The 23,149-nt window shown below is 70.3% G+C and carries 18 protein-coding genes and 1 pseudogene; 11 read left to right on the top strand and 8 right to left on the bottom strand.

From position 1 onward, the window contains the following. Positions 1-596: 596 nt before the first annotated feature. Complete coding sequence (locus ABH935_RS17820; protein ID WP_370379003.1) at positions 597-1,526, bottom strand: AraC family transcriptional regulator; 930 nt, start codon at positions 1,524-1,526, stop codon at positions 597-599. 128 nt (positions 1,527-1,654) lie between these two features. Between ABH935_RS17820 and ABH935_RS17815 the strand changes: the two genes are divergently transcribed. From ABH935_RS17815 to ABH935_RS17795, 5 genes are all read left to right on the top strand, one after another. Then, a complete protein-coding gene (locus ABH935_RS17815) occupies positions 1,655-2,509 on the top strand; it encodes an NmrA family NAD(P)-binding protein (RefSeq protein ID WP_370379002.1) in 855 nt (284 codons plus the stop codon). A 56-nt stretch (positions 2,510-2,565) separates the two neighbouring features. Then, positions 2,566-3,159: a GNAT family N-acetyltransferase gene (locus ABH935_RS17810; protein ID WP_370379001.1), complete on the top strand. Its 594-nt coding sequence runs from the start codon at positions 2,566-2,568 to the stop codon at positions 3,157-3,159. An 87-nt stretch (positions 3,160-3,246) separates the two neighbouring features. Next, positions 3,247-4,512, top strand: coding sequence for a low temperature requirement protein A (locus ABH935_RS17805; RefSeq protein ID WP_370379000.1), 1,266 nt, complete (start codon positions 3,247-3,249; stop codon positions 4,510-4,512). Positions 4,513-4,581: 69 nt separating this feature from the next. Further along, positions 4,582-4,749, top strand: a complete 168-nt coding sequence (locus tag ABH935_RS17800) for a hypothetical protein (RefSeq protein ID WP_370354563.1) — start codon at positions 4,582-4,584, stop codon at positions 4,747-4,749. Between the two features lie 94 nt (positions 4,750-4,843). Further along, entirely contained in the window at positions 4,844-7,525 is a 2,682-nt protein-coding gene (locus ABH935_RS17795; protein ID WP_370378999.1) for a lanthionine synthetase LanC family protein, read from the top strand. Here the strand turns inward: ABH935_RS17795 and ABH935_RS17790 are convergent. Beyond that, a pseudogene (locus ABH935_RS17790) lies at positions 7,497-7,646 on the bottom strand (hypothetical protein); the annotation flags it as partial. The gene ABH935_RS17795 and the pseudogene ABH935_RS17790 sit on opposite strands and share 29 nt — an antisense overlap. Before the next feature lie 190 nt (positions 7,647-7,836). On the opposite strand from ABH935_RS17790, the gene ABH935_RS17785 reads away from it, so the two are divergent. Then, the gene (locus ABH935_RS17785) at positions 7,837-8,598 is read left to right on the top strand and encodes a DeoR/GlpR family DNA-binding transcription regulator (RefSeq protein ID WP_370378998.1); all 762 of its coding nucleotides are present in this window, start codon (positions 7,837-7,839) and stop codon (positions 8,596-8,598) included. A 45-nt stretch (positions 8,599-8,643) separates the two neighbouring features. Here the strand turns inward: ABH935_RS17785 and ABH935_RS17780 are convergent, their stop codons facing one another. The 3 genes from ABH935_RS17780 to ABH935_RS17770 all read right to left on the bottom strand — a co-directional run bounded on the left by ABH935_RS17780 (position 8,644) and on the right by ABH935_RS17770 (position 11,144). After that, entirely contained in the window at positions 8,644-9,405 is a 762-nt protein-coding gene (locus tag ABH935_RS17780) for a DUF1266 domain-containing protein (RefSeq protein ID WP_370378997.1), read from the bottom strand. 229 nt (positions 9,406-9,634) lie between these two features. Then, positions 9,635-10,351 carry a Mut7-C RNAse domain-containing protein gene (locus tag ABH935_RS17775; RefSeq protein WP_370378996.1) on the bottom strand — a complete coding sequence of 239 codons (717 nt, stop codon included), beginning with the start codon at positions 10,349-10,351 and terminating at the stop codon, positions 9,635-9,637. Positions 10,352-10,490: 139 nt separating this feature from the next. Continuing rightward, complete coding sequence (locus tag ABH935_RS17770) at positions 10,491-11,144, bottom strand: DUF2461 domain-containing protein (RefSeq protein WP_370378995.1); 654 nt, start codon at positions 11,142-11,144, stop codon at positions 10,491-10,493. Between the two features lie 114 nt (positions 11,145-11,258). Between ABH935_RS17770 and ABH935_RS17765 the strand changes: the two genes are divergently transcribed. Further along, positions 11,259-11,474 (top strand): dodecin, encoded by a 216-nt coding sequence (locus ABH935_RS17765; protein WP_370354569.1) that lies wholly within the window; start codon positions 11,259-11,261, stop codon positions 11,472-11,474. Between the two features lie 162 nt (positions 11,475-11,636). Here the strand turns inward: ABH935_RS17765 and ABH935_RS17760 are convergent, their stop codons facing one another. The 3 genes from ABH935_RS17760 to ABH935_RS17750 all read right to left on the bottom strand — a co-directional run bounded on the left by ABH935_RS17760 (position 11,637) and on the right by ABH935_RS17750 (position 17,672). Next, entirely contained in the window at positions 11,637-12,590 is a 954-nt protein-coding gene (locus ABH935_RS17760; protein ID WP_370378994.1) for a glycosidase, read from the bottom strand. A 13-nt stretch (positions 12,591-12,603) separates the two neighbouring features. After that, complete coding sequence (locus tag ABH935_RS17755; RefSeq protein WP_370378993.1) at positions 12,604-15,120, bottom strand: glycosyltransferase; 2,517 nt, start codon at positions 15,118-15,120, stop codon at positions 12,604-12,606. 1,106 nt (positions 15,121-16,226) lie between these two features. Next, positions 16,227-17,672 (bottom strand): alpha/beta hydrolase, encoded by a 1,446-nt coding sequence (locus ABH935_RS17750; RefSeq protein WP_370378992.1) that lies wholly within the window; start codon positions 17,670-17,672, stop codon positions 16,227-16,229. 390 nt (positions 17,673-18,062) lie between these two features. On the opposite strand from ABH935_RS17750, the gene ABH935_RS17745 reads away from it, so the two are divergent. From ABH935_RS17745 to ABH935_RS17730, 4 genes are all read left to right on the top strand, one after another. Further along, positions 18,063-19,067, top strand: coding sequence for a LacI family DNA-binding transcriptional regulator (locus ABH935_RS17745; RefSeq protein WP_370378991.1), 1,005 nt, complete (start codon positions 18,063-18,065; stop codon positions 19,065-19,067). A gap of 116 nt (positions 19,068-19,183) precedes the next feature. Further along, the gene (locus tag ABH935_RS17740; RefSeq protein ID WP_370378990.1) at positions 19,184-20,878 is read left to right on the top strand and encodes an ABC transporter substrate-binding protein; all 1,695 of its coding nucleotides are present in this window, start codon (positions 19,184-19,186) and stop codon (positions 20,876-20,878) included. 93 nt (positions 20,879-20,971) lie between these two features. Beyond that, positions 20,972-22,180 carry an ABC transporter ATP-binding protein gene (locus tag ABH935_RS17735; protein ID WP_370378989.1) on the top strand — a complete coding sequence of 403 codons (1,209 nt, stop codon included), beginning with the start codon at positions 20,972-20,974 and terminating at the stop codon, positions 22,178-22,180. After that, positions 22,177-23,148 carry an ABC transporter permease gene (locus ABH935_RS17730; protein WP_370378988.1) on the top strand — a complete coding sequence of 324 codons (972 nt, stop codon included), beginning with the start codon at positions 22,177-22,179 and terminating at the stop codon, positions 23,146-23,148. The genes ABH935_RS17735 and ABH935_RS17730 overlap by 4 nt, the downstream gene beginning before the upstream one ends. Position 23,149: the final 1 nt, after the last annotated feature.

Here is a 23,149-nt window from a genome sequence, read left to right as displayed (position 1 = left end):
GGCGGTTTTCGTGGGCAAGACCGCGCACCGGTCCAAATCTGGACACAGCATCTCGGCGGCTGGCGGTTTTCGTGGGCAAGACCGCGCACCGGTCCAAATCTGGACACAGCATCTCGGCGGCTGGCGGTTTTCGTGGGCAAGACCGCGCACCGGTCCGAGTCACTGCGCACACTTTTGGTCTGGCGGCTGCCTGCCGCGTTTGGTGGGCACCTTGAGGCCTCCGGCGGGCGCTCTACAGCGAGGGGGCGACCCGCGCGTCCGGCGCTTCGGCGGCGGCCCGCGACTGCTCGGCTTTCTATCCGCTGTTGCCTGCGCCGCGCTGTCCGGCGGCGGTCGCTGCTTGTGGTCGCCGGGTTCTGTGCCCCTCGCCGCGTCGTCGCCTTACGGAACCAGGCCGGTCCGGTGGTGTAAAGCCGGATCACACCTGCTGTGGTCCGGTTTCGCCCGGCTTGACACCACCGGCCCGACCAGGTTGGCTGCGCCCGCCGACGCGGCGAGGGACCCAGAACCAACACCCCGCATGGTCCGGTCGGACACGACGAACCACGGGGCCGGCCAGCGCTTACCCGTCGCCATCCGTGGAGCCGGGGCGCGCCTCAAGCCGCCTCGCCGGCGCCGGTCGTCCGCCGGTATCGTCCCGGCGCGATACCGAACTCGCGCTTGAAGGCCTTCGCGAACGCGAACTCCGACGAGTATCCGACCTGCTGCGCCACCGCGCTCAGCGGTGCGTCCGACTCCCGCAGGAGGCGGCCGGCCGTCGTCATGCGCCACCATGTCAGATACGTCAGTGGTGGCTCGCCGACCAGTGTCGTGAAGCGCTGCGCGAAGGCCGAGCGGCTCAGGCCGGCTCGATCGCCGAGTTCTGCGACGGTCCAGGCGTGGCCCGGATCGTCGTGCAGGTTTGTCAGTGCGGTGGCGATTGCGGGATCCGTCAGGGCGCCGGGCCAGCCGAGCGCTGCGTGGTCGCGGGTCGAGCGCTCGATCCAGCCGCGGAGGATCAGCAGCAACATTGCGTCGACCAGTGCTGGGACCACGCCGTCCTGCCCTGGCCGGGCTTGCTCCAGTTCCTCGCCGAGCAGTGCGACCGTCGCGGCCAGTCCTGGTGTCTCGGAGGCGCGCAGGAGCAACAGTTCTGGGAGTTCCGCCAGCAGCGGATGCGGACGCGTCCGTCCCAGCTGATAGGCACCACAAATCAGCAGCGAACGTTCCCCGGGTCCCTCGACGTCCACCCGGCCGATCGTCTGCCCTGGGCGCCACGCCGCAGGTCGGAAGTCCTGCAGTGGCGTAGTGGGATCGTCGGCCAGCGATACCGAGCTTCCGTGTCGCAGCAGCGTCACGTCTCCGGCCGCCATCTCCACCGCCTCGCCCGCCGGCGGTAGTAGCCAGCACTGCCCGCGTAGCAGTACATGGAACGTCGTCCCGCCGACTCGGGGGAACCGCAGGCCCCATGGCGCGTGCACTTCGGTACGCGCCGAGCGCGTCTGCCCGACCCGCATCGCCGCCAGGGCGTCGGTGAGTACGTCCATGCGCCGAATGGTAGCGCCTTCTCGGACGATCAGACATGAATCCTGGACTCGACGACATTCATCATCCGGCAGGGGAGTTCTAACTTAGGACACGTAGCCAAGAGAACGAACTCAGGGAGCTGATGGCAATGACCGTTCTGGTGATCGGTGCGACGGGTAAGTCCGGCCGGCCCGTCGTGGAGGCGCTTGCCGCGCGCGGCGTCAAGGTGGCTGCCGCCAGCCGCAACCCGGAGGGCGAGGGTGTCGGCAGTACCGTCATCCCCGTTCGCTTCGACTGGGCCGACCGCGCCACCTGGGCCCCGGCCCTGCAGGGTGCTGAAGCCCTCTTCATCGTCGGCCCCTATGCCCAGCCCGACGGCGACACCCTCGTCGCCGACCTCCTCGGCGAGGCCCACGACACCCGCCGCGTGGTGCTGCTCTCGGTGATCGGCGCCGAACTCCTGCCGACCGAGGCGATGATGGCTCATTGGGAGCGCGCCGTCCGCGCCTCCGGCAAGGAGTGGACCATCCTGCACCCGAACTGGTTCTTCCAGAACTTCGGGACCGGCTTCGCTCCGGCGCTGCGCGATCGCGGAGTCCTGCAGCTCCCCGCCGGAGACGGCGCCGTCAGCTTCGTCGACACCCGCGATATTGCCGAGGTCGCCGCCGTGGCGCTCACTGAGGACGGCCATGCCGGGCAGATTCTCACCATCACCGGGCCCGAGAGCCTGACCCACCAGCAGGCGCTCGACATCCTCGGCGAAGCCGCCGGTCGGACCTTGACTTACCGAGCGGTCCCGCCGCGGCAGGCCGAGGAGAGCTCCCGTGCCGCCGGTGCCAGTGAGCGCACCATCGTGGCCCAGCGCGGCCTGTTCCAGGTCATCCGCGACGGCGGCAACGCCCCGGTGACCGACGTCGTCCAGCGCCTCACCGGCCACGCGCCGCGCAGCCTCGCGCGGTACGCCGCCGAGCACGCGGACACCTGGGCCGCGGCGGCGGAGTGATTGAACTAGTACATATTAGGTTGTCACTAGTTCAAAGGGTCGCTAGGCTACGGATCATGACTGCGAAGACCCCCGCGCCGATCACCCTCACCGGGTCCCACATCCGCCTGGAGCCGCTGACCCGCGGCCACCTCTCCGACCTGTTCGCGGCCGGTGGCAACGACGATGCGGTCTGGCAGTGGCAGGGCGGGCCGACGCCGCGTACCGAGGAAGAGCTCGGCGCGAAGCTGGACGCGCTCCTCGCCGACGACTCCTTCGTGGCCTTCGCCGTCATCCACCTGGCCACCGGCCGCGCCGTCGGCTGGACCACCTTCCTCGACATCAGTCCGGTCGACGAGCGCCTGGAGATCGGCTGGACCTGGTACGGCAGCGCCTACTGGCGCACCCCGGTGAACACCGAGGCCAAGCTCCTGCTCCTCACCCACGCCTTCGAGGACCTGGGCATGGGGCGCGTCCAGTGGAAGACCGACCACCTGAACCAGCGGTCGCAGAACGCCATCGCGCGGCTCGGGGCGCAGCGCGAAGGGGTCCTGCGGCGGCACCGGGTGCGGCCCGACGGCACGTTCCGGGACAGCGTCTACTTCTCGATGCTCCAGGACGAGTGGCCGGCCGCAAAGCAGCGCCTGACCGAGCGCCTGGCGCGCGGCTGACCGGAGTTGCCGCGGTGCCGGCGGCCCGCCGTCCACGGGGGATGGCGGGCCGCTCGTCAGCGCGGGTTCCCCGGTTAGGGTGAGCCCATGACCGCCACGCCGGCCCCCGCCGACAGCGACCACAGCGCCAGCCACGGCAACGGCCACAGCACCGGCCACGACACCGACCAGGCCGCCGCACACGAACAGTCCGCCCCGCGCCGCGTGACCACCCTGGAACTGTTCTTCGACCTGGTCTTCGTGTTCACCATCACGCAGCTGACCGTGCTGCTGGCCGGCGACCTGTCCTTCGCGCAGGTCGGCCGCGTCCTGCTGATCTTCGCTGTCCTCTACTGGATGTACGGGGCCTACGCCTACCTGACCAACCAGGTCCCGCCGGAGAACCTGTCGCGTCGCGTGATCCTGATGGTCGGCATGTTCGGGTTCCTCACCTGCGCGCTGGCGATCCCCAAGGTCTTCAGCGTCGACGGCGTCGCCTTCGGCCTGGCGTTCATCCTCGTCACCGCCGTCCACAGCGCCCTGTACGCCCTGATCCACCGCCAGTACGTGCTCAGCTTCGCCGTCCCGAACCTGGCCGCCGCCGCATGCGTCACCGCGGCCGGCGCCGTGAACGGCGGTACCGCCGCCGACGTGCTCTGGCTCGCGGCGGTCGTCCTTCAGCAGGTGGCGCCGGTCGTCTCGGGGCGCGTCACCGGCGACTACGGGCAGGGCCGTGCCCGCGTCACCGAGACCGTCGGGGAACTGGACCCCGCGCACTTCGTCGAGCGCCACGGCCTGCTGCTGATCATCGCCTTCGGCGAGTCGGTCGTCGCCATCGGCGCCGGGGCCTCCGGCACCCGCCTGGACTGGCCGCTGGCCGCTGGGATCGCGCTGGCCCTGACGCTGGCCGCGGCGTTGTGGTGGACGTACTTCGGGCACGACGAATCCGCCGCCGAGCACGCTCTCGCCGCCGCGTCCGGCATCCAGCGCTTCCGTCTCGGGATGCGTGCCTATTACTACAGCTTCATCCCGATGCTGCTGGGCATCGCGATCCTCGCCGCCGGCCTGAAGAAGGCGATCGGGCACCTCGGTGACGCGCTGCCGGCGGGCGCCGCGGTCGCGCTCGCCGGGGGCGTCGCCGTTTTTCTCGTCGGCGATCTTTGTTTCCGCCTCAGCCTGCGGATTTCTCCCATGTTCTTCCGGGCCGTCGGCGCGGCGGCCGTCCTCGCCATGATTCCGCTGGCGAGCGCTTCGGCGGCGGCGGAACTTCTCGGGCTGGCCGTTGTCATGGTCCTGATGCTGGTCGCGGAGGAGGGCGCGCGGCGTCGTCAGCTCCGGGGTCCGACTTCACACGGAGAGTCGATCACCCATTGACGCCCGCCCCGAGGGCGGTTAGACAGGGCAGAGTCCGAGCATCGGACGCCTCTCACAAGGAGCCGAATGATGAACGAACTGCTTGAGTTGGAGCCACGCGAGACCGATGCCGACGAGCTCGACGTGGACACTGCCTTCAGCGGGATCGCCGACGCCGCTCGGGACCACAGCCAGTGCCTGCACTGCTGCGGTGATGACGTCAGCCACTGGTTCTTCGCGACCAGCATCCCCTGGTAGTCCTGCACGACGGCGCGCTGGGGGCGACCCGCGTCAGGACTGACGGCGACACGGCGACACGGCACCACAGCACCACGAAAGAAGGACGTTCGATATGAACGGCGGGCTGTCGCCTCAGGACGTGGAGCGGCTGATCCGAAAACACGCCGCCGAGGCCGGCGTCGAGATCGGGCTGAAGGAAGGCGTCACCTGGCTGGGTGTCCGGCCGCCGGGTGCGCACGTCGTGGAACAAGGATGGAAGCTGCACGTCTCCAGCCGGACCCGGGCTCTGGCCGAGACCGCCGAGGTGATCGTACCGGCCCTGCTGGCCGAGGGCTGCGCCTTCAAGATGGCCGCCTCCACCGGCGCCCTGGCGCGGCTCAACGACGGCACGATCACGCCGTCGTCGATCGGCAAGGCCTTCACCGTCTACCCCGAACAGGACCGCGTACGCGCCGTGGGGCTGATGCTCGCGCGCCTTTTACGCGGCCGGGCGGCGCCGCGCGTGCTCAGCGACCGCCGCGTGGCCGCCGACGCCCCGGTCTACTACCGCTACGGACCCATCGACAAGCCCTGGGGCGCCGACGCGCAGGGCAAGCTGGTCATGACCCTGACCGGCCCGGACGGTGAGGAGTTCCCCGCCCTGGCGACGCTGCGCTACCGGCAGCCGGCCTGGGCCGTGGACCCGTTCACCGGCGAGCCCGGCGCGCGGGACTGGCAGCGGCCGCCGACGGCTTCCACGCGCCTGGGGGACTACTACGAGATCGACTCCGGCATTGTGCACGCCGGCCGTGGCGACGTGATGCGCGCCGTGGACGTGCGCGACGGCAGCCGGGTCATCGTCAAGCAGTCGCGGGCCCTGGTCGACGAGGGCGAGGACGGCGTTGACACCCGGCTGCGGGTGCGCAACGAGCGGCGCGTGCTGGCCGTGCTGGAAGGCGTGGACGGCGTCGCAGGGTACGTCGACCACTTCCGCGCCGGCACCGACGAGTTCCTGGTCACCCGCGACGTCGGCCGCTACAACCTCGCCGACGACGTGATGGAGAACGGCCGCTACCCCGCGGCCCGCGCCACAGCCGACCCTGCTGTGTCTCACAGTCGGGCCCCCGGACGCACGCTGGAAAAGCTCGCGCAGCAACTCGCGACCGTGATCCTGGCCGTCCACGACCGGGGCGTCCTGATCCGCGATCTCAACCCGCGCAACGTGGTCATCGCCCCGGACGGCACCGCGCAACTGATCGACCTCGGGCTGGCCGGCCACAACGGCCTGTACCTGCCCGGCGGCACCTCCGGCTACTCCAGCGCCCGGCAGTTCCGGCACCAGGAGCCGACCACCGGCGACGACCTTCTGGCCCTCGGAACCACCCTGTGCTACGCCTGGTCGGCCCTGCCCGCGGTGGTCCTGAGCAAGGACGTGGACGAGCCGCGCCGCATCGCGTTACGCATGATCCGAGCGCGCTGCGGTGAGGCCCCGGGCGGTGTCCTGGGGCTGATCTGCGATCTGCTCGGTATGAACGACGTCCGTGCGCAGCAGGCGGCACAGCGCATGGCCGCCGGCGACTTCTCCGCCACCCGGCGGACCCGTACCGCCCTGCCCGTCTCCGCCCCCGTCACCGACGCGCTGATCGAGGAGATCGCTGCGAACCTGCTGACCGACCTCACCGGCCAGACCCGCAGGATCCTGACAGAAGTCCCGCGCACCGAACAGGTCGGCGTGGACGGCTGCGTCTACCGGGGCGGCGCTGGCATCGGCATGGAACTGCTGGAACACCTGGAGACCCCGGGAGTCCCGGCACTGGTCGCCGAGCTGGTTCCGTTCAGCCGGCGCGGAGCCGACGTGGTCCGGCTGGGCCCCGGACTGTGGACCGGGCGGACCGGCCTGGACATCTTCCGACTCAGCGCCGCACAGCGCCTGGCTCCCGGCATCTTGCCGGCCGCCGACGCGGACCCCGCCGGATACCCGTTAACCGACCTGGCCGCCGTCGAAACCCTCGACGCGGACTGGAAACCCGAATACTCCGACCTGATCAGCGGCGCCTCCGGCATCGGCCTGGGCCACCTGCTGCTCCACGACCTCGACCGGCGCCCCGACCACCTGGACATCGCCCGGCAGTGCGCCGAGCACGTCCTGGCCAACGCCATGCCCGACGCCGACTCCCAGCCCGGGCTGCTCGGCGCCGCCTCCGGCGTCGAACCCTCCACCGCCCGCGGGCACGGCCTGGCCGGCACCGTCGACGCGCTCGCCGTCATCGGCAGCCGGCTCGCCGACGACACCGTCCTGGCCGGCGCCGACGAACGCGCCCGCGAACTCGTGCGCCGCGCCGACCGGCTCGCCGCGAAGTCCGCCCGGCCCACCACGGCCCCGCTGGCCGCATCCTGGTGCCAGGGTCTGGCCGGAATCACCACCAGCCTGCTGACCGCCGGCGAGTACCTGAACGACCCGGCCTACACCGAAACCGCCCGCCGCACCGCCGACGCCTGTATCGCGCTCATCCCGCGCATGGACAAGCCGACCCAGTGCTGCGGCCTGTCCGGGATCGGCAACATGCTGATCGACGTCGCCGTCCGCGAGGGCGACGAACGGTACTGGCGCGCGGCGCGCGCCGTCGTGGCCCAACTGCTGGTGCGCAGCGCCGGACCGGCCGGCCACCCGCTGTTCGTGCGCGACGACCCCGGCGAGTACAGCGCGTCCTGGGCCTACGGCGTCGCCGGGATCCTGGGCTTCTTCCGGCGCCTGTCGCGGGGCGGCGGCCCGATGGCGCTGGCGGTCAGCTCGTCGCTGTCCTGCGTCCCGTGATCACCGCGTCCCTGTCGAGGTGATCCCTCAGCAGGCCGGTGTAGCGCTTGGCCTGGATCACACAGACACCGCCGATGGCGATGTCGTCGCGGACGGCCACCGCGTCGACACCGCCGTCGTGGCTGTCCGGGGCTTCGCAGCCTTCTCCAACGCCGCCTTGTGCGCCGCCCTGCGTTGCTGCGCCTCGAAGAGCTGCTGCGTGAGACTCTTCGGCTTCGACCGCGCCACCCCTTTAGAATACGGCCAGCGAAACACAGCAAAACGGCGCCGAAACCAACGGGTCCGGCCTCGGGTCGTCAGGGGGTGGGGAGATGTACGCGGAGGAGCGTCAGCAGGCCATTCTGGCCAAGGCGCGGGCCGACGGCCGCGTCGACGTGGTGAGTCTGGCCGAGGGGCTGGCGGTCACCACCGAGACCATCCGCCGGGACCTGACCGTGCTGGAGCGCGCCGGGGTGGTGCGCCGGGTGCACGGCGGCGCGATCCCGGTCGAGCGGCTGGGTTTCGAGCCCGGCGTGGCGGCGCGGGACTCGGTGATGACCGGGGAGAAGGAGCGGATCGCGAAGGCGGCGCTGGCCGAACTGCCCGAGGAGGGCTCGATCATCGTCGACGCCGGGACCACGACCGGGCGCCTGATCGAGGCGCTGCCGGTGGACCGGGAGCTGACCGTCGTCGTCAACGCGCCGGCCTTCGCCGCGCAGCTGGCGACCCGCTCCAACCTCACGGTCCTGATGCTCGGCGGCCGGATCCGGGGCCGGACCATGGCCGCGGTCGACGACTGGGCCCTGGCCCCGCTGTCCCAGCTGTGTGTGGACGTGGCGTTCATGGCCACCAACGGGGTCTCGGTCGGCCGCGGGCTGACGACGCCGGACATCACCGAGGCCGCGGTGAAGCGCGCGATGATCGGTGCCGCGCGGCGCACCGTGCTGCTGGCCGACCACAGCAAGGTCGGGAACGACTGCATGGCGCGCTTCGGCGGGCTGAACGACGTCGACCTGTTCATCACCGACGAGGGGCTGGACGAGGAGACCGCGGGGGAGTTCGGGGACGCCGGGGTGCGGGTCGTTCGGACGTGAGCTGAGCCTTCCGGTTTTTGGCCGCTTCCGCGGTCCGGCCGCGCGTTACCAGGGCAGGCGCATCCAGGGACTCTCCGGCTTGCTGAGCAACGACTTCCCGCCGCTGGTGTAGCGGCGGTAGTCGGCGTTGATCTGCTGCGCGTCGAACCCGACGTTGGCCTGCCAGAACACCCGGCCGGCCAGGAAGCCGAGCTGGAACTCCTCCCACGACGGGTACTCCGGCAGCGCCATGTGCACCGCCGCGTCGATCGCCGCCCACGCCTCGTCCGGGTGCAGGTAGCCGGCGTCCACGATGAAGCGGCTCACGTGCACGACCCGCGCGGCGTCCCAGGCGGCGATGCTCTCGATGATCCGGCGCGGGTAGTACCACTGCATCGAGGCCCGGTACGGCCAGCCCGACTGGAAGTAGTTCAACGCCACGTCCGGCCGCTCGCCGCGCTGCAGCGCGATCGCCGGGATCTCCCGCGTGGCCTGCTCGACCCGGGCCCGCTCCTCGGCGCGGCTGAGGTCCCAGCCCGCGTTCAGGTAGCCGCGCACGCAGGTGTAGACGTTGCGATGGCCGCCGCCGTCCAGCAGATAGCGGTACGTCGCGCGCGCCGACTGCGCGTCGTACACGTCCCAGGACTGCTCCAGGATCCGAGCGGCGGACTTCGGGTCGGCGGCGGCGGTCAGGGCGTTGATCGGCAGGTAGTCGCTCGCCGCGTACACGGCGCCGAGCGCCAGGCCGCGCTCCTGCCGCTGGGTCAGCGGGGGTGCGTCGGGCAGTACTTTGAAGCCGAAGTCGACCATGTTTTTCAACTTGCCCAAGATCCCCACCGACGTTCCCCCTGCCATGACCCGACCGAATACCCCGCCGCGGGGTGGCCGGAACGGTCGTTCGGCGGGGCCGGGGCGATGCTGGACACGGGACCCTAACGCGGGGCGTCAGCGCGGCACACCGGCAGAATTACCCGCAGTGAGCGGTCGGGCCGGGCATTTGTACCGGTGCCGGCTACCCCTGTTGGCGCTACCGGTGCAGGGACTGTCGCTCCTGGCTCTACCGGTGCCGCGTCGCCTGTTCGACGATCGCGTCCAGGCTCGCCGAGTGCGCGCCGCGCCAATACGCCTGGCCGCAGGACTCGCATTCGGCGAAGGCGTCGTAGGACTTGGCAGTGCCGCTCTCCACCCGGCTCTGCATCTCTTCCTTCGTCACCGGCCGCAGCACGCCGTTGCACGCGGTGCACCGGGTCCACGGCGCGAGCTCGGGCTGGAAGCGGTCCAGGATCTCGTCGAGCTGCACGGCGGGCTGGTGGCTGTAGACGTAGGCGCCGGCGAACAGCTCGCGCCGGTGCAGCAGCCCCCGATCGCGCGAGAGCATCACCCGCCGCTCCCGCGCGGACCGGGCCGCCAACGCCGCGTCGCCGATGTCAGGGGTCTCATACGCGGCGTCGATGCCGAGCACCCGCAACCGCCGGGCGAGCGTCCCGAGGTGGATGTCGAGCAGGAACCGCAGCGGACCCTCGACCCGCTGCGGAAAGGCGAGCTTGCGGACCTCGACGTCTTCACCCGAGACCGGCACATGCCCGGCCACCGCCGGCAGCCCATCCACCAGCAACTCCCCAACTTCGACCAACGGCACCCCGAGCGCCTCCACGACGTGCCCGAGGCTGGAGGTCGCGTCGGTCGCGACGGGCGCGCCCGGCTTCCGGTTCGCCGCCGAGACGAAGACGTGCAGCCCGGGGTCGAAGGTGATGGTGATGTCCGCTTTCGCCACGGAGCCAGCATGCCAGCGGACGCGATCTCGCGACCAGTCGTTTGCTGGAGCGGTCGGCGGCGGCCTGCGTTCGCCCGGGCGCCCGGATGGTTCGCGGTCCGGCCGATCTCGGCGCCCCGCGCAGCGCGGCCGTTGTGCCTCAGTCCTCCTCAACCCGCGGCGCGGCGTTCGCCATCACCCACCCGACCAGCGGCGTGATCTCCCGCCAGTACTTCGTCAGCACCTTCGCGAACCCGGCGTCCTCGGCCACGGCCGGCGTCACCGCGCGGCCGGCCGTCAGGTGCTCCCGCCGCATCAGGTCCAGCCGTGGGTGGTCGGCGGGCACCCCGCGCGGCCGCGTGCGCACCTGCGCGCCGCCGATCTCGAAGCCGCGCTTCTCCAGCTTCGCGACGATCGCCTCAAGCTCCGCTCCCGTGGCGTCGCTGTCGATCGCGGCGCGGAAGCGTGCGGTCTGCTCGCGTTGCTGTGGGAAGAAGCCGCCGCCGACGTGCAGGCCGTCGGCGTCCAGCGAGAGGTAGTAGCCGATTCCCGGTGCGAGGTTCAGCAGCGCGCCCTGGTGCGTCTTGTACGGCGTCTTGTCCTTGCTGAAGCGGATGTCGCGGTAGGGCCGGAACAGGCTCGGCGTGCCGTCGAAGGCGGGTGCCAGCTGGTCCAGCAGTGCCTGCATCGGCTCGCGCACCGCGCTGTCGTAGACCTGCTTGTGCTCGGTCCAGTACGTCTTCGAGTTGTCGGCGACGAGTCCGAGGTAGAAGTCGTACGCCTCATCACCGAACCCTGCGAACCGCGTCGTCATGCCGCCATCGAACCATGTCGGCGCCCCGGCCGCCGCGCCGCCGTCACCCGTTCGGCCCGCCGCCCGCCGCCTCCCCGGATGCGCGCCGCCGCCACCTGCCCGAGCCTGGCAACTATGAGCGAGCACACTTACCGCGTCACCGAGATCGTCGGCTCCTCGCACGAGGGCGTCGACGCCGCGATCCGCAACGCGATCAGCCGCGCCAGCGCGACCCTGCACAAGCTCGACTGGTTCGAGGTCACGCAGATCCGCGGCCACCTGAAGGACGGCGAGGTCGGGCACTTCCAGGTGGGGCTGAAGGTCGGCTTCCAGATCGACGACGCGGACTGAACCCACCTCCGCGCGCCGGGACGTGCCGGGACGCGCGGAGACATGCCGAGACGCGCCGAGACGCGCTGGTAGCCTCGCCGCGTACGTAAAGAGCCGCCGCCCCGCCCCGAGCCCCAGCCCGAGCGCGGAGCAGCGGCTCCGCTCCACACCCTCAGGCCGCCCTCAGCCGTACTGCCACAGATAGTCGAGCAACTCGTCGAGATTCGCCGTGGCCAACGCGACCACCGAATCCCCGGCCCCGTAATACAGCCGCAACTCCCCGCTGTCCTCGTCGTGCACCATCCCGGTCGGGAACACCACGTTCGGCACGTCCCCCCGCGTCTCGTACTCCGCGGCCGGCCCCATCACCCACGCCGGCGAGCGCCGCACGACCCGCGCCGGCTCCTCCAGGTCGAAAAGCACCAGCCCGGCCCGGTAGATCGGGCCGGACGGCATCTGCTTGACCCCGTGGTACACCGCCAGCCAGCCGTGCTCGGTCTCGATCGGCGCCGGCCCCAGCCCGATGCGCGCCGCGTCCCACCACGGCCCCTCGCGGCTGGCCATCACCGGCTCCGGCGCGCTCCAGTGGTGCAGGTCCGTGGTGCGCGAAAGCCAGATGTTGCCGCGGTTGCCGTACCGGGAGCTGACCGGCCGGTGGTAGAGCACGAACTCGCCTTTCACCCGGCGCGGCAGCAGCGCCGCGTCCTTGTCGTCCGGCGGCATCACCGCGCCCAGCTTCTCCACCGACTGGAAGTCCTCGGTGGTGGCCAGCGCGACGCAGGGCCCCGACGGCCCGTAAGCGGTGTACGTGATCACGTACTTCCCCAGCTCGGCGACCCACGTCACGCGGCAGTCCTCCACGCCCCACATCGAGGTGTGGTCGCCCGGGTCCTCGGCCAGCAGCGGTTTGGGCTCCACCCGCCAGCCGTGCACGCCGTCGGGCGAGCGCGCGACCGTCAGGTGGGAGATCCCGCGCGCGTCCTCGACCCGGCACAGCAGCACGGTCTCGCCGTCGTGCGTCGCCGCGCCCGGATTGAACACCGTGTTGACGCGGTAGGGCCAGTCCTCCGCGGTGAGGATCGGATTGGCGGGCTCCCGTCGGAACAGGTCCCGGATGATGTCGTCTTTGGTCGGCAAAGCCGCCCCCTCATTATTGATCGGCGGTACCCCTGGCGTCGGCCAAACCCGCCCGGATCAGCCCCAGGCGCGCCTGGTAATAGGCCAACGTAGATTCGGCCCCCTGGTTCACGCTCGTGTCCCCGGACGCCAGCCCGTCCCGGCACCCGCCGGAACCGGCGTCGTACAACGGCAGCCCAAGCCGGTTGTCCCCGAGGAACCAGCCGAAGGAACGTCGCGCGAGGCTGGCGTACCGCTCCTGCCGGGTCACCCGCCACGCCTGCGCGCCCGCCTCGACCACGGCCGCGGCGTCGATGGGCTGCTCGTCGCCCTCGTCCTCGGGGCGCGCCACCCCCTTCCCCTTGTGCCGCCACAGATTCCCGACCAGCCGGAGCTGGCCGCGCTCGGGGTCCTGAGCGGGGCCCTCAGCCGGGTCCTCGGCGGGGTCCCCGGCGGAGTACCCGGCCGGGTCCAGCCCCACCTGCTCCAGGTACCAGTCCAGCGCGATCAGGCCGCGCTCGGCCATCGCGGCGTCTCCGGCCCGCGCCCCGCCGGCGAGCAGCGCCTGCGCCAGCCTCGCGTTGTCGTACGTCAGCTGCTTCTCGAACCACGGCCACTGGCTGGTAGCAGTGTCCTGCCACGCCGCGTCCAGCCGCTCGACGCACCGGTCGAGCTGCGGCGTCGGCTCCGGGATCTGCACCAGCCCGAGCACCGCGTACGCCATGCTCCGCAGGCTCGTCAGGCCCTCGACGGCGGGCAGCACGTCCATCAGCTGCTCGGAGGCGCGCTCCCGGAACTTGTCCGGGACCGCCGGGGACGAGGCGACCTCGCCCAGGCCCCAGACCAGCCGTCCGACGTGGTCCCCGGAGTGCGGCTCGTCCAGCCAGCGGCCGTCGAGGGTACGCATGTTCCGGACGGCTCGCGACTCCGGGTCGTAAGCCGCCAGCAGGAAATCCAGGCTCGTGTCCAGCCACGTGTGCGGAGCCGCCGCGCGCAGCGCCTGCGGTTGCTCCCCGCACAACCCGGCCGCGACGATCGCGAGCCGCGCGACGTCGTCGACGCAGTGCCCGGAGGCCGGGTCCGGCCGCAGTCCCTGGCCGAACTGCATGATGCCGCCGGAGTCGGTGAGCCGGGTCAGGTGCTTCAGCTTCAGCCGCGGCAGTTCGAAGCGCTCTGTGTGCTTCGTGGGCTCCGGGTGCTTCGGGTGCTTCGGGCGGTCGTTGTGCTTCGAGCGATCCGGCCGCACCGCGCTCGGCGTGTTCCCAGCGGTCGCGGTACTCGCGGTACTCGCGGCACCCGTGGTACTCGCTGCGTGCGCCGTGTTCGCGGTACCCGCCGCGTGCGCCGCTGGTCCCTTCAGGCGACGCTGCGCGGCACAGGCCCGCACGATCGCCGCGAACCGCTGCGCCACCGCGTCCCAGCGCAGCCCCGCCCCGCGCTCGCGCGCCGCCCGGCGCGCCGCGGCCAGCCGCTCGTCGTCGCCGAGCAGCGTACGGAGCGCGCCGGCGAAGGCCTCGGGGTCCTCCGGCGGAACAGTGATCCCGGCACCGTCACCGAGCATGTCCACAGCGTAGTGGTAGGCCGTCGACACCACCGGCTTTCCGGCGGCCACGGCGAAAGTCAGGGCGCCCGAGGAGATCTGCTCCCGCGAGCGGTACGGCGTCAGGAAGATCTCCGTCTGCGCCAGGATCGCGCCGATCTCCATCTCGGTCAGGAAGCTGTCGAGGAACACCACCCGGTCCGCGACGCCGGCCTCCTTGGCCACCCGCATCAGGCTGTCGCGGTAGTCCTCGCCGCTGTTCCGCACGATCTCAGGGTGCGTCGATCCGGCGATCAGGTACGAGACGTCCGGGTGCTCCTCGGCGATCAGACCCAGGGCTTCGATCGCCGTCTGCAGGCCCTTGCCGGGCGAGATCAGGCCGAAGGTCGACAGCAGCCGCCGGCCGGCCAGCGCGTCCAGCGTCCGCCGGCCCTCCGGGCCGATCTCGTAGGACGTCAGCTGATCGGTCACCGGCTCCGGCGCCCCGTGCGGCACGTACACGATCCGGTCCGGCGGCGCGATCCCGGTCCGCACGACCAGCGTGCGCGCCGTCTCGGTGAAGACGGTGACCGCTGCGGCGTCCTGGCACAGCCGGTTCAGGGTCGAGGCCTGGGTCCACGTCGGCTCGGACAGCACCGTGTGCAAAGTCACCAGATAGGGCACGCCCCGCCGCACCAACTCGCCGGCGAAGCCGGTGATCCAGGCCCCGTCGTTGCCGCCGAAGATCCCGTACTCGTGCTCGATGACCACGGCGTCCACGCCGGAGTCGGCCAGCCGCGCGGCGGCCTTGCGGTAGTCGGAGTAAGAGTCCTGTCCGATCACGGTGGACACCTCGGCCGGGTAGTCCAGGCCGTCCCGGTCCAGCGCACAGATCTCGACGGCCAGGTCCGGCGCCGAGTGCGCCAGCGCCGTGGTCAGGTCCTGCGAGAACGTGGCGATGCCACAGCGGCGCGGCGCGTAGGTCGAAACGATCGCCAACCGGGTTCCCAGCGGCGTGTGGGTCTCAGACATGCCCTTTCACCTTCCAAGTCCATGGTCCGTGGACGACGCGGAGCGTCGGTGGCGCGCGGATGTAGCGGAGGTATCGGTCGGATGACTGTGTATGGGGGCTAAAGATGATTGAACAACAGTCAGGGTCGCATCCGGATGTTTCGTGATGGAAACAACATTCTGCGACAGTGGGGCATAGGGGGTATGTGATCGTCCGTGAGGTGAGACGTGGGGGTTCGTCCGGGCGGGGGGCGTTCGGGCGGTCCATTAGCGAACACACGCGGATGGGGGGACGGGCAGGTTCGCGTTGTGGGCTGAGGTCTCGCACTTCCGGGACGGCGTGGAAGTAACTTCGTGATGTCAGAGGTTTGTCATTGGCGGAGGGCTGGGCCGGTTGGTTGGGTGCGGTTGGTCTGCGGTTTTGCAGGCGGTTTTTACGGCTTCGCGCAGGGGTTGATGGCCTCGCAGGGGGACGCAGTTTGGTTGTGCCCCGAAGGTTCCGCTGGCGGCTGTCGGTTTTCGTGGACACGACCGCGCGGCGCTGCGAGTCGCTGCGGCGGTGCGTTGGCGGCTGGCGGTTTTCGTGTTCACGACCGCGCGCCGGTCCGAGTCACTGCGCATGTCGTAGGCGGCAATCGTCGTGCGTGGTGGGTGCCTTGAGGCCTCCGGCGGGCGCTCTACAGCGAGGGGGCGACCCGAGCGTCCGGCGCTTCGGCGGCGGTCCGCGACTGGTCGGCTTTCTGTCCGCTGTTGCCTGCGTTGCGCTGCTTGGTGGCGGTGTTGCTTGTGGTCGCCGAGGTTCTGGGTCCCTCGCCGCGTCGTCGCCGTAAACGGAACCAGCCCGGTCCGGTGGTGTCCAGCCGCATCGCTGCTGCTGTGGTCGTTCTCCGTTCGGCTGGACACCACCGGACCGGGCAGGTTGGCAGAGCCCGCCGACGCGGCGAGGGACCCAGAACCAACACCCCGCATGGTCCGGTCGGACACGACTCACCGCGTGGCCGGTCGCGTAGTCCCGTTGCCGGCGAATCCCCGCCCCGCAAAAGCGTGGTCCCGGCGCGGCTGAAGCCGAACCGGGACCTCGCTTCGTCGGGGAGGCCCTCTCTCCCCGAAGTCTTAGCGGTGTGCGCTTACGGCACCATTGGGAACGACCAGGCCGGGTCGGGCTCGACTGGGGGCGGGGAGGTCACCTGGCTGTAGTGGCTGGTGGCGATTTGGCCGAAGTTGGCCATGGCGGGGGAGGACGGGTCGAAGTAGTAGTCGTGGGCGCCGATCGGGTCCCAGCTGGGGCCTACGCCGCCGTTGAAGACGTGGGCTCCGAAGGCTGGGGTCACCGGGTCGGTGTTGTGGAAGCCTTCGGCCCAGACGATGGGGTCGTTGTCGTCGCGGGTGGCCCAGACGTGTGAGGTGCCGTCGGGGACGTGCATCGCTGCCGCGTTGTCCACGTTGATGCCTGGGCTCGCGGCCAGGACCACGTCGTCGGCGCGGAGGCCGCCGGGGGCTTGGGTGGCTTCGCCGACGACTGTGGTGCCGTAGCTGTGGCCGATGACCGTGGTGTGCAGGGGGTCGCTCGCGTCGTGGGTGGCGTAGAGGCCCTGCTGGAAGTTGTCCAGTACCGGGCCGCCGGCCTCTGCGGGTCCGGAGAACAATGCGCCGGGGACCGTTGCCGGGGCGTTGTAGTTCATCCACGCGACGGCTGAGGTGCTCTGGTTCGGGTCGGCGTTGTGTGCGGAGGCCACGATGCTGTCGGCGGCCTTCGTGTACTGGTCGACGTGGCCTGCCGACAGGTCGGTGCTCACGCCGGGGACGACCGTCACCACGTTGGCGGAGGTGTCCGGGTTGCCGCTGGCGATGATCGCGTGGCCGACCCCGTTGGTGTCGATGCCCAGCAGGTACTTCTGCGGCGCGCCGTTGGTGCCGCCGTCGTTGAGTACCTTCTGCAGCTCGTTCATCCCGTCGAGCTTGCCCTGCAGCGCGTCGATCTGCTTCTGGTTCTGCATCGCGTCGAAGCCCTCGGTGTCGTACGGCGACAGGGGCGTGTTCTTCAGATCGGTGATCTGCTGCTGGGTCTGTGTCTGCAGGTTGGACAGCACTGTCCGGTTCGCGGCGTCGCGCACGGTGTCCGGGACGCCGTCCAGGGCCCCGATCTGCGAGGGTTCGCTGGCCACGAGCGCCGAGCGCTGGTCGCTGCTGAGTCCGTTCCACCACTTGTTCACGTCGGCGGGGCTGGTCCCGGCCGTCGGCGTGGACGGCAGTGTCCCGCCCAGCCCCAGGCTCGCGAAGCTGTCGGAGACCATGGTGTCCAGCGAGGCGTAGTCGCTGGCGCAGCACTGCACCGCGCCGTTGAGTGTGCCGAACAGTCCCATGCCGGAAGTCAGGGAGCTGACCAGGTTGTCGTGCAGCTGCCCGTTGACCGAGCCGACCAGCGATCCGATCTCGCCGAACATCTCCCCGCCCAGCACCAGCGAACCGAGCTCGCTCAGCGCACTGGTACCGGTGCAGACCAGGCCCTCCAGGTCCGCAGTGACCACGCTCATGAGCGGCAGGTCGATGCTGAAAGCGCCTGTGTCGGCCACGACGGCGTCTCCTCGTCTGATTCCGGTGGTGTCCGGCACAGCATGACGTGTTCGGCGAGGGTGTCGCGACGGGAGAAGTACCCACTGGGGAAAGGTTTTTTAGGCCGACAGGGGATCGGTGCGGGCTATGCCGCGCCGCCGACCGCCCCCGCCGCCCTTAGATTTCCAGAACGTTACCCCGCTGTTATTGCCCAGCCGCCCGACCGGGTGTTGACTGCTCCCCGGAACCGGTTTCGGAACCGGTGCCGTAAGCGGTCGCGAGACCGGTTCCGGTACCGTCCGGGCCGATCCGGGCCCCTGGCAACGGGCCCGAGGCAAAGGCACCACAGCGCAAGCGCACCAAAGCACTGACACATCCAGTGGCACCAAGCCGTCCGAAAGGCGCCGTTCATGCCGATCACCATCGCCGACGTCGCGGCCCGGGCCGGGGTCAGCAAGACCACCGTCTCCCGCGTCCTCAACGGCAAGGGCGAGCTCGACGCCTCCACCGTGGCGCGGGTGCGGCTCGTCATCGACGAGTTGGGCTACGTGCCCAGTGCGCGGGCCGTGTCGTTGGCGCGCGGGCGCACTGGGGTCATCGGGATGCTGGTGCCCTCGCTCACCTGGCCGTGGATCGGTGACGTGATCCAGGGTGCGGTGGACGTGGTGGAGAGCGGTGAGTTCGGGGTCATGCTCTTCACCTGCAACCAGGGCGACCAGTCCATGCGGCGGTTCGCCAGTCAGGTCAACGCCAAGGCCTTCGACGGGCTGCTCGTCATCGAGCCCGACGGGACCCTGGACTACATCACCGAGCTGCACACCAACGGGCTGCCGGTGGTCCTGATCGACGACCGGGAGAGCCGGCCGGAGTTCGCCTCGGTCGCCACCACCAATCGTGCCGGGGGACGGCAGGTGGCGCACCACCTGCTGGACATCGGCCGCCGACACCCGGTGGTCGTCACCGGGAATCCGGGTTTCGGCTGTGTCACCGAACGGCTCGAAGGCTTCGCCGAGGCTTTCGAGGAGGCCGGGCATCCGCTGCCGGCCGAAGCCGTGCTGGAGGGCGACTTCAGCATCGCGTCGGGTCGTGCCGCAGTGGCGCGGGCCGTCGCCGACGGAGTCCGGTTCGACTCCGTCTTCGCGCACAACGACCTCTCCGCTGCGGGCGCCATGCAGGCGCTGAGAGAGGCCGGACTGAAGGTGCCGGGGGACGTCGCCGTCGTCGGGTTCGACGACGTCGAGTGCGCCGCTGTCACCGAGCCGCCGCTGACCACCGTCCGCCAGCCCCTGCGCGAGTTGGGGGCCACCGCGGCCCGGTTGCTCACGGCACACCTCGGCGGCGAGCCCTTGCCGGCCGAGCCGGTCGTCATTCCGACCGACTTCGTCGTCCGAGGCTCCACCGCACCTCAGGACTAGATCAGGACTAGATCCCATCGCGATCCGGCAGGCGCGCCCGCATCAGGGCCGTGCCGCGATGCCGCACACCCCCGCACAGGGCGGCGGCACGGATCCCCCAGCTTGGAGGAGAAGTAATGACCCTCGCGACACCCGGCACCGCAGCCCGGCGACCGCTGGCCGCACTGCTGGCCGCGGGCCTGGCCGTCACCCTCGCCGCCGGTTGCGGCGCGAGCACCAAGGGCGGCGGCGGTTCCACCGGCAGCGGCAAGACGGTGCTCAACGTCGGCATGCCCGACGGAGCGACCCTGCCCGCCAACAACAACCCCTACCTGGACTCCTCGTTCGCCAAGAAGCTCGGCTACACCTGGCTGATCTGGGAGCCGCTGGCCATGCAGGACGAGGCCAAGCCGGACCAGGACCCGCAGCCGTGGCTGGCCACCAAGTGGGTCTGGTCCCCGGACTACAGCAAGGTGACCCTGACCGTCCGCGACGGCGTGAAGTGGTCCGACGGCACCCCGATGACCGCCGACGACGTGGCGTACTCCTTCCAGATCCAGAAGGATCACAAGGAGGTCAACTACTACTCGCTGCCGATCACCGACGTGTCGACGGCCGGCAACCAGGTCACCGTGTCCTTCAACGGTTCGCAGTACGTGAACCGCACGAAGATCCTGTCCACCCAGGTGATCAACAAGAAGCAGTGGTCGGCGATGGCCGACCCGTCGAAGGACACGGTCACCAACCCGGTCGGCACCGGCCCGTACACCATCAAGACCACGACGCCCTCGACGGTCACCGTCGCGGCGCGCGACGGCTACTGGGGTACGGCGCCGAAGGTGAAGACGATCAACTTCACCACCTACAGCTCCAACGACACCATGGGCGCCGCTCTCACCTCCGGCGCGGCCGAGTGGAGCTACTACTTCATGTCCGACGCCAAGAGCACCTTCGTGGCCAAGGACCCCGCGCACTTCAAGCTCTACTTCCCGGCCCAGCTCTCGGCCGACGGCCTGTGGTTCAACACCACCAAGAAGCCGCTGGACAACCCGCACCTGCGCCGCGCGATGAGCATGGTCATCAACCGGACCGACATCTTCAACCAGGGCGAGGCCGGCTACTTCAAGCCGCTGATCGACAACGTCACCGGCGTCCCCACGCCGCAGGGTGAGCCCTACATCGCCGCGCAGTTCAAGGGCGTCTCGCCGACCTCCGGCGTGGACGCGGCGAAGAAGGAGCTGACCGACAACGGCTTCACCTACAGCGGCAGCACCCTGATGGACCCGACCGGCAAGGCGGTCACGCTGACCCTGACCGACCCGGCGGACTGGAACGACTACCAGACCGACCTGGCGATCATCAAGGACAACCTGGCCACCATCGGCATCAACGCGACCATCGACAAGGCCAACGACGACGCCTGGTTCGACAACATCGCCAAGGGCAACTTCGAGGCCGCGCTGCACTGGACCAACTCCGGGACCACGCCGTACGACATGTACGACCAGATCATGGACTCGGCCGGCCTGGAGCCGATCGGCACCGCCGCGACCGGCGACTTCGGCCGGTACAAGAACCCGACGGTGGACGCCGCTCTGAAGGCGTACTCCAACGCCACCGACGACGCCAGCCGCAAGAGCGCCATGGACAACCTGGAGCAGCTGTTCGTCCAGGAGATGCCGATGATCCCGACCTCGGCCGGCAACCTCGGCGCCGAGTACTCCACGAAGAACTGGAGCGGCTGGCCGAGCGCGGACAACGCCTACGAGGCCCCGCAGCCGACCCGGTGGGGGATGGAAGACATCGTCCTGCACCTGACCCAGTCCTCCTGACCCGCCACCGGCAAGCAACCGAGCCACTGTGAACCAGGGCCGGGCGGCGGCGTTGAGGGGCGCCGCCGCCCGGCCCGTGGAAGGAACCATTCGATGACCTCCGAGGTGGTCCTGGAAGCCGAGGCGCTGACCAAGCACTTCCCGGTCCGCGCCCGCGGCCGTGCGGCCCTGACCCGTACGCCGAAGGTGGTGCACGCGGTCGACGACGTCTCCCTGAGCCTGCGCCGGGGCCGGGTCACCGCGCTGGTCGGCGAGTCCGGCTCCGGCAAGTCGACGGTCGCACGGCTGCTGGCGCAGCTCTACCCGCGCACCGGCGGCGACATCCGGATCGGCGGCGTCTCCACCGCGGTCAAGGGCGGACGGCAGTTCAAGGCGTACGCGCGCCGGGTGCAGCTGATCTTCCAGGACCCGTTCGCGTCGCTGAACCCGGTGCACACCGTGCGGCATCACCTGACCCGCGCGCTGAAGATCCACGGCCGGTACACCGGCGAGGAGTCGCTGGCCGAACTGCTGGGCCGGGTCCAGCTGACGCCGGCCTCGCTGTACCTGGAGAAGTACCCGCACGAACTGTCCGGGGGGCAACGCCAGCGCGTATCCATCGCCAGGGCGCTGGCCGCCGACCCCGAGGCGCTGCTCGCCGACGAGCCGGTGTCGATGCTGGACGTGTCGATCCGGCTCGGCGTGCTGAACCTGTTGCGGGACCTCAAGGAACGGCTGGACCTCGCAATCCTCTACATCACCCACGACATCGCCTCGGCGCGTTACTTCGCCGACGAGACGCTGGTGATGTACGCGGGGCGGATGGTCGAGGGCGGGGACTCCGAGACCGTGACCCAGCGGCCGGCGCACCCGTACACGCACCTGCTGGTCCACTCGGCGCCGGATCCCGAACGCGTGCGCGGCGGAGCGATGCCGGACGACGACGAGGACACCGGCGAGCCGCCGAGCCTGATCGACCCGCCGAGCGGCTGCCGGTTCCATCCGCGCTGCCCGAAGGCGATGGAGGTGTGCAAGGCGAAGGTGCCGGAGCGGACGCTGGTCGGCGACGCGCCGGATCACTGGGTCGCGTGCTGGCTGTTCAGTGACGAGGGCGACGGGTCCGCCGACGCGGTCGATGTCGAACTGGCTGCGCTGACCGAGCTGACTGAGCTGACTGAGCTGACTGAGCTCACGACGGTCGAGTCCGTGACGGCCGAGCCCGAGAAGGCTGAGACCGAAGCGGCTGAGCCGGAAACGGCTGAGCCCGAAGCGGCCGAAGCCGCCGACACCGAAGACCCGGACCGCGAGGAGGCAGCGCCGTGAGGTACTTCGCCCGCCGCCTGGGCTTCTACGCCTTCACCCTCTGGGCCGCCATCACCATCAACTTCTTCATCCCGCGCCTGATCCCCGGCAACGCCGTCGACTCCCTGATCGAGCAGCGCCGCGGCGAGGTCGACAGCAAGGCCGTCGAGTCCCTGAACATCCTGTTCGGCCTGGACAAGCACCAGAGCCTGCCGTCCCAGTACTGGCACTACCTGGTCCAGCTCTCGCACGGCGACCTGGGCATCAGCTTCGGCAACTTCCCCGAGCCGGTGACCACGGTGCTGGGCTCGGCGCTGCCCTGGACGCTCGGGCTGATCGGCACCACCACGATCCTGTCGTTCCTGATCGGCACCCTGCTCGGGGTCTTCGCCGGATGGAAGCGCGGGACCTGGGTGGACGGCCTGCTGCCGGCGACCTCGTTCCTGTCGTCGATCCCGTACTTCTGGCTCGGCCTGATCGCCGTGGCCTGGCTCGCCGGGCCGCTCGGCCTGCCGACGTCCGGCGGCTACACGGTCGGCAACATCCCGGGCTGGAACATCGCCGGCGACATCCTCCAGCACATGATCCTGCCCGCCCTGACGATCATCGTGACCTCGGTCGGCGGCTGGCTGCTGTCGATGCGGAACATGATGGTCACGGTCACCGCCGAGGACTACATCACCGTCGCGCACGCCAAGGGCCTGTCCGGGGCGCGCGTGATGACCAAGTACGCGGCCCGCAACGCGCTGCTGCCCTCGGTCTCCGGCTTCGGCATGGCCCTGGGCCTGGTGGTCGGCGGCACGTTCCTGGTGGAGCAGGTCTTCTCGCTGCCCGGGGTCGGCCTGCAGCTCATCAACGCCATCTCAGGGCACGACTACCCGTTGATCCAGGGCATCTTCCTGGTCGTGACGATCGCGGTGCTGGCCGCGAACTTCCTCGCCGACCTCGCGTACATGGTGCTCGACCCGCGCACCCGGAAGGAGGGATGAC

It is taken from the genome of Catenulispora sp. GAS73 (assembly GCF_041262085.1).
Classification (GTDB): domain Bacteria; phylum Actinomycetota; class Actinomycetes; order Streptomycetales; family Catenulisporaceae; genus Catenulispora.
Note: the sequence above shows the minus strand (reverse complement) of the source record. Positions and strands in the feature narration are given on the sequence as shown.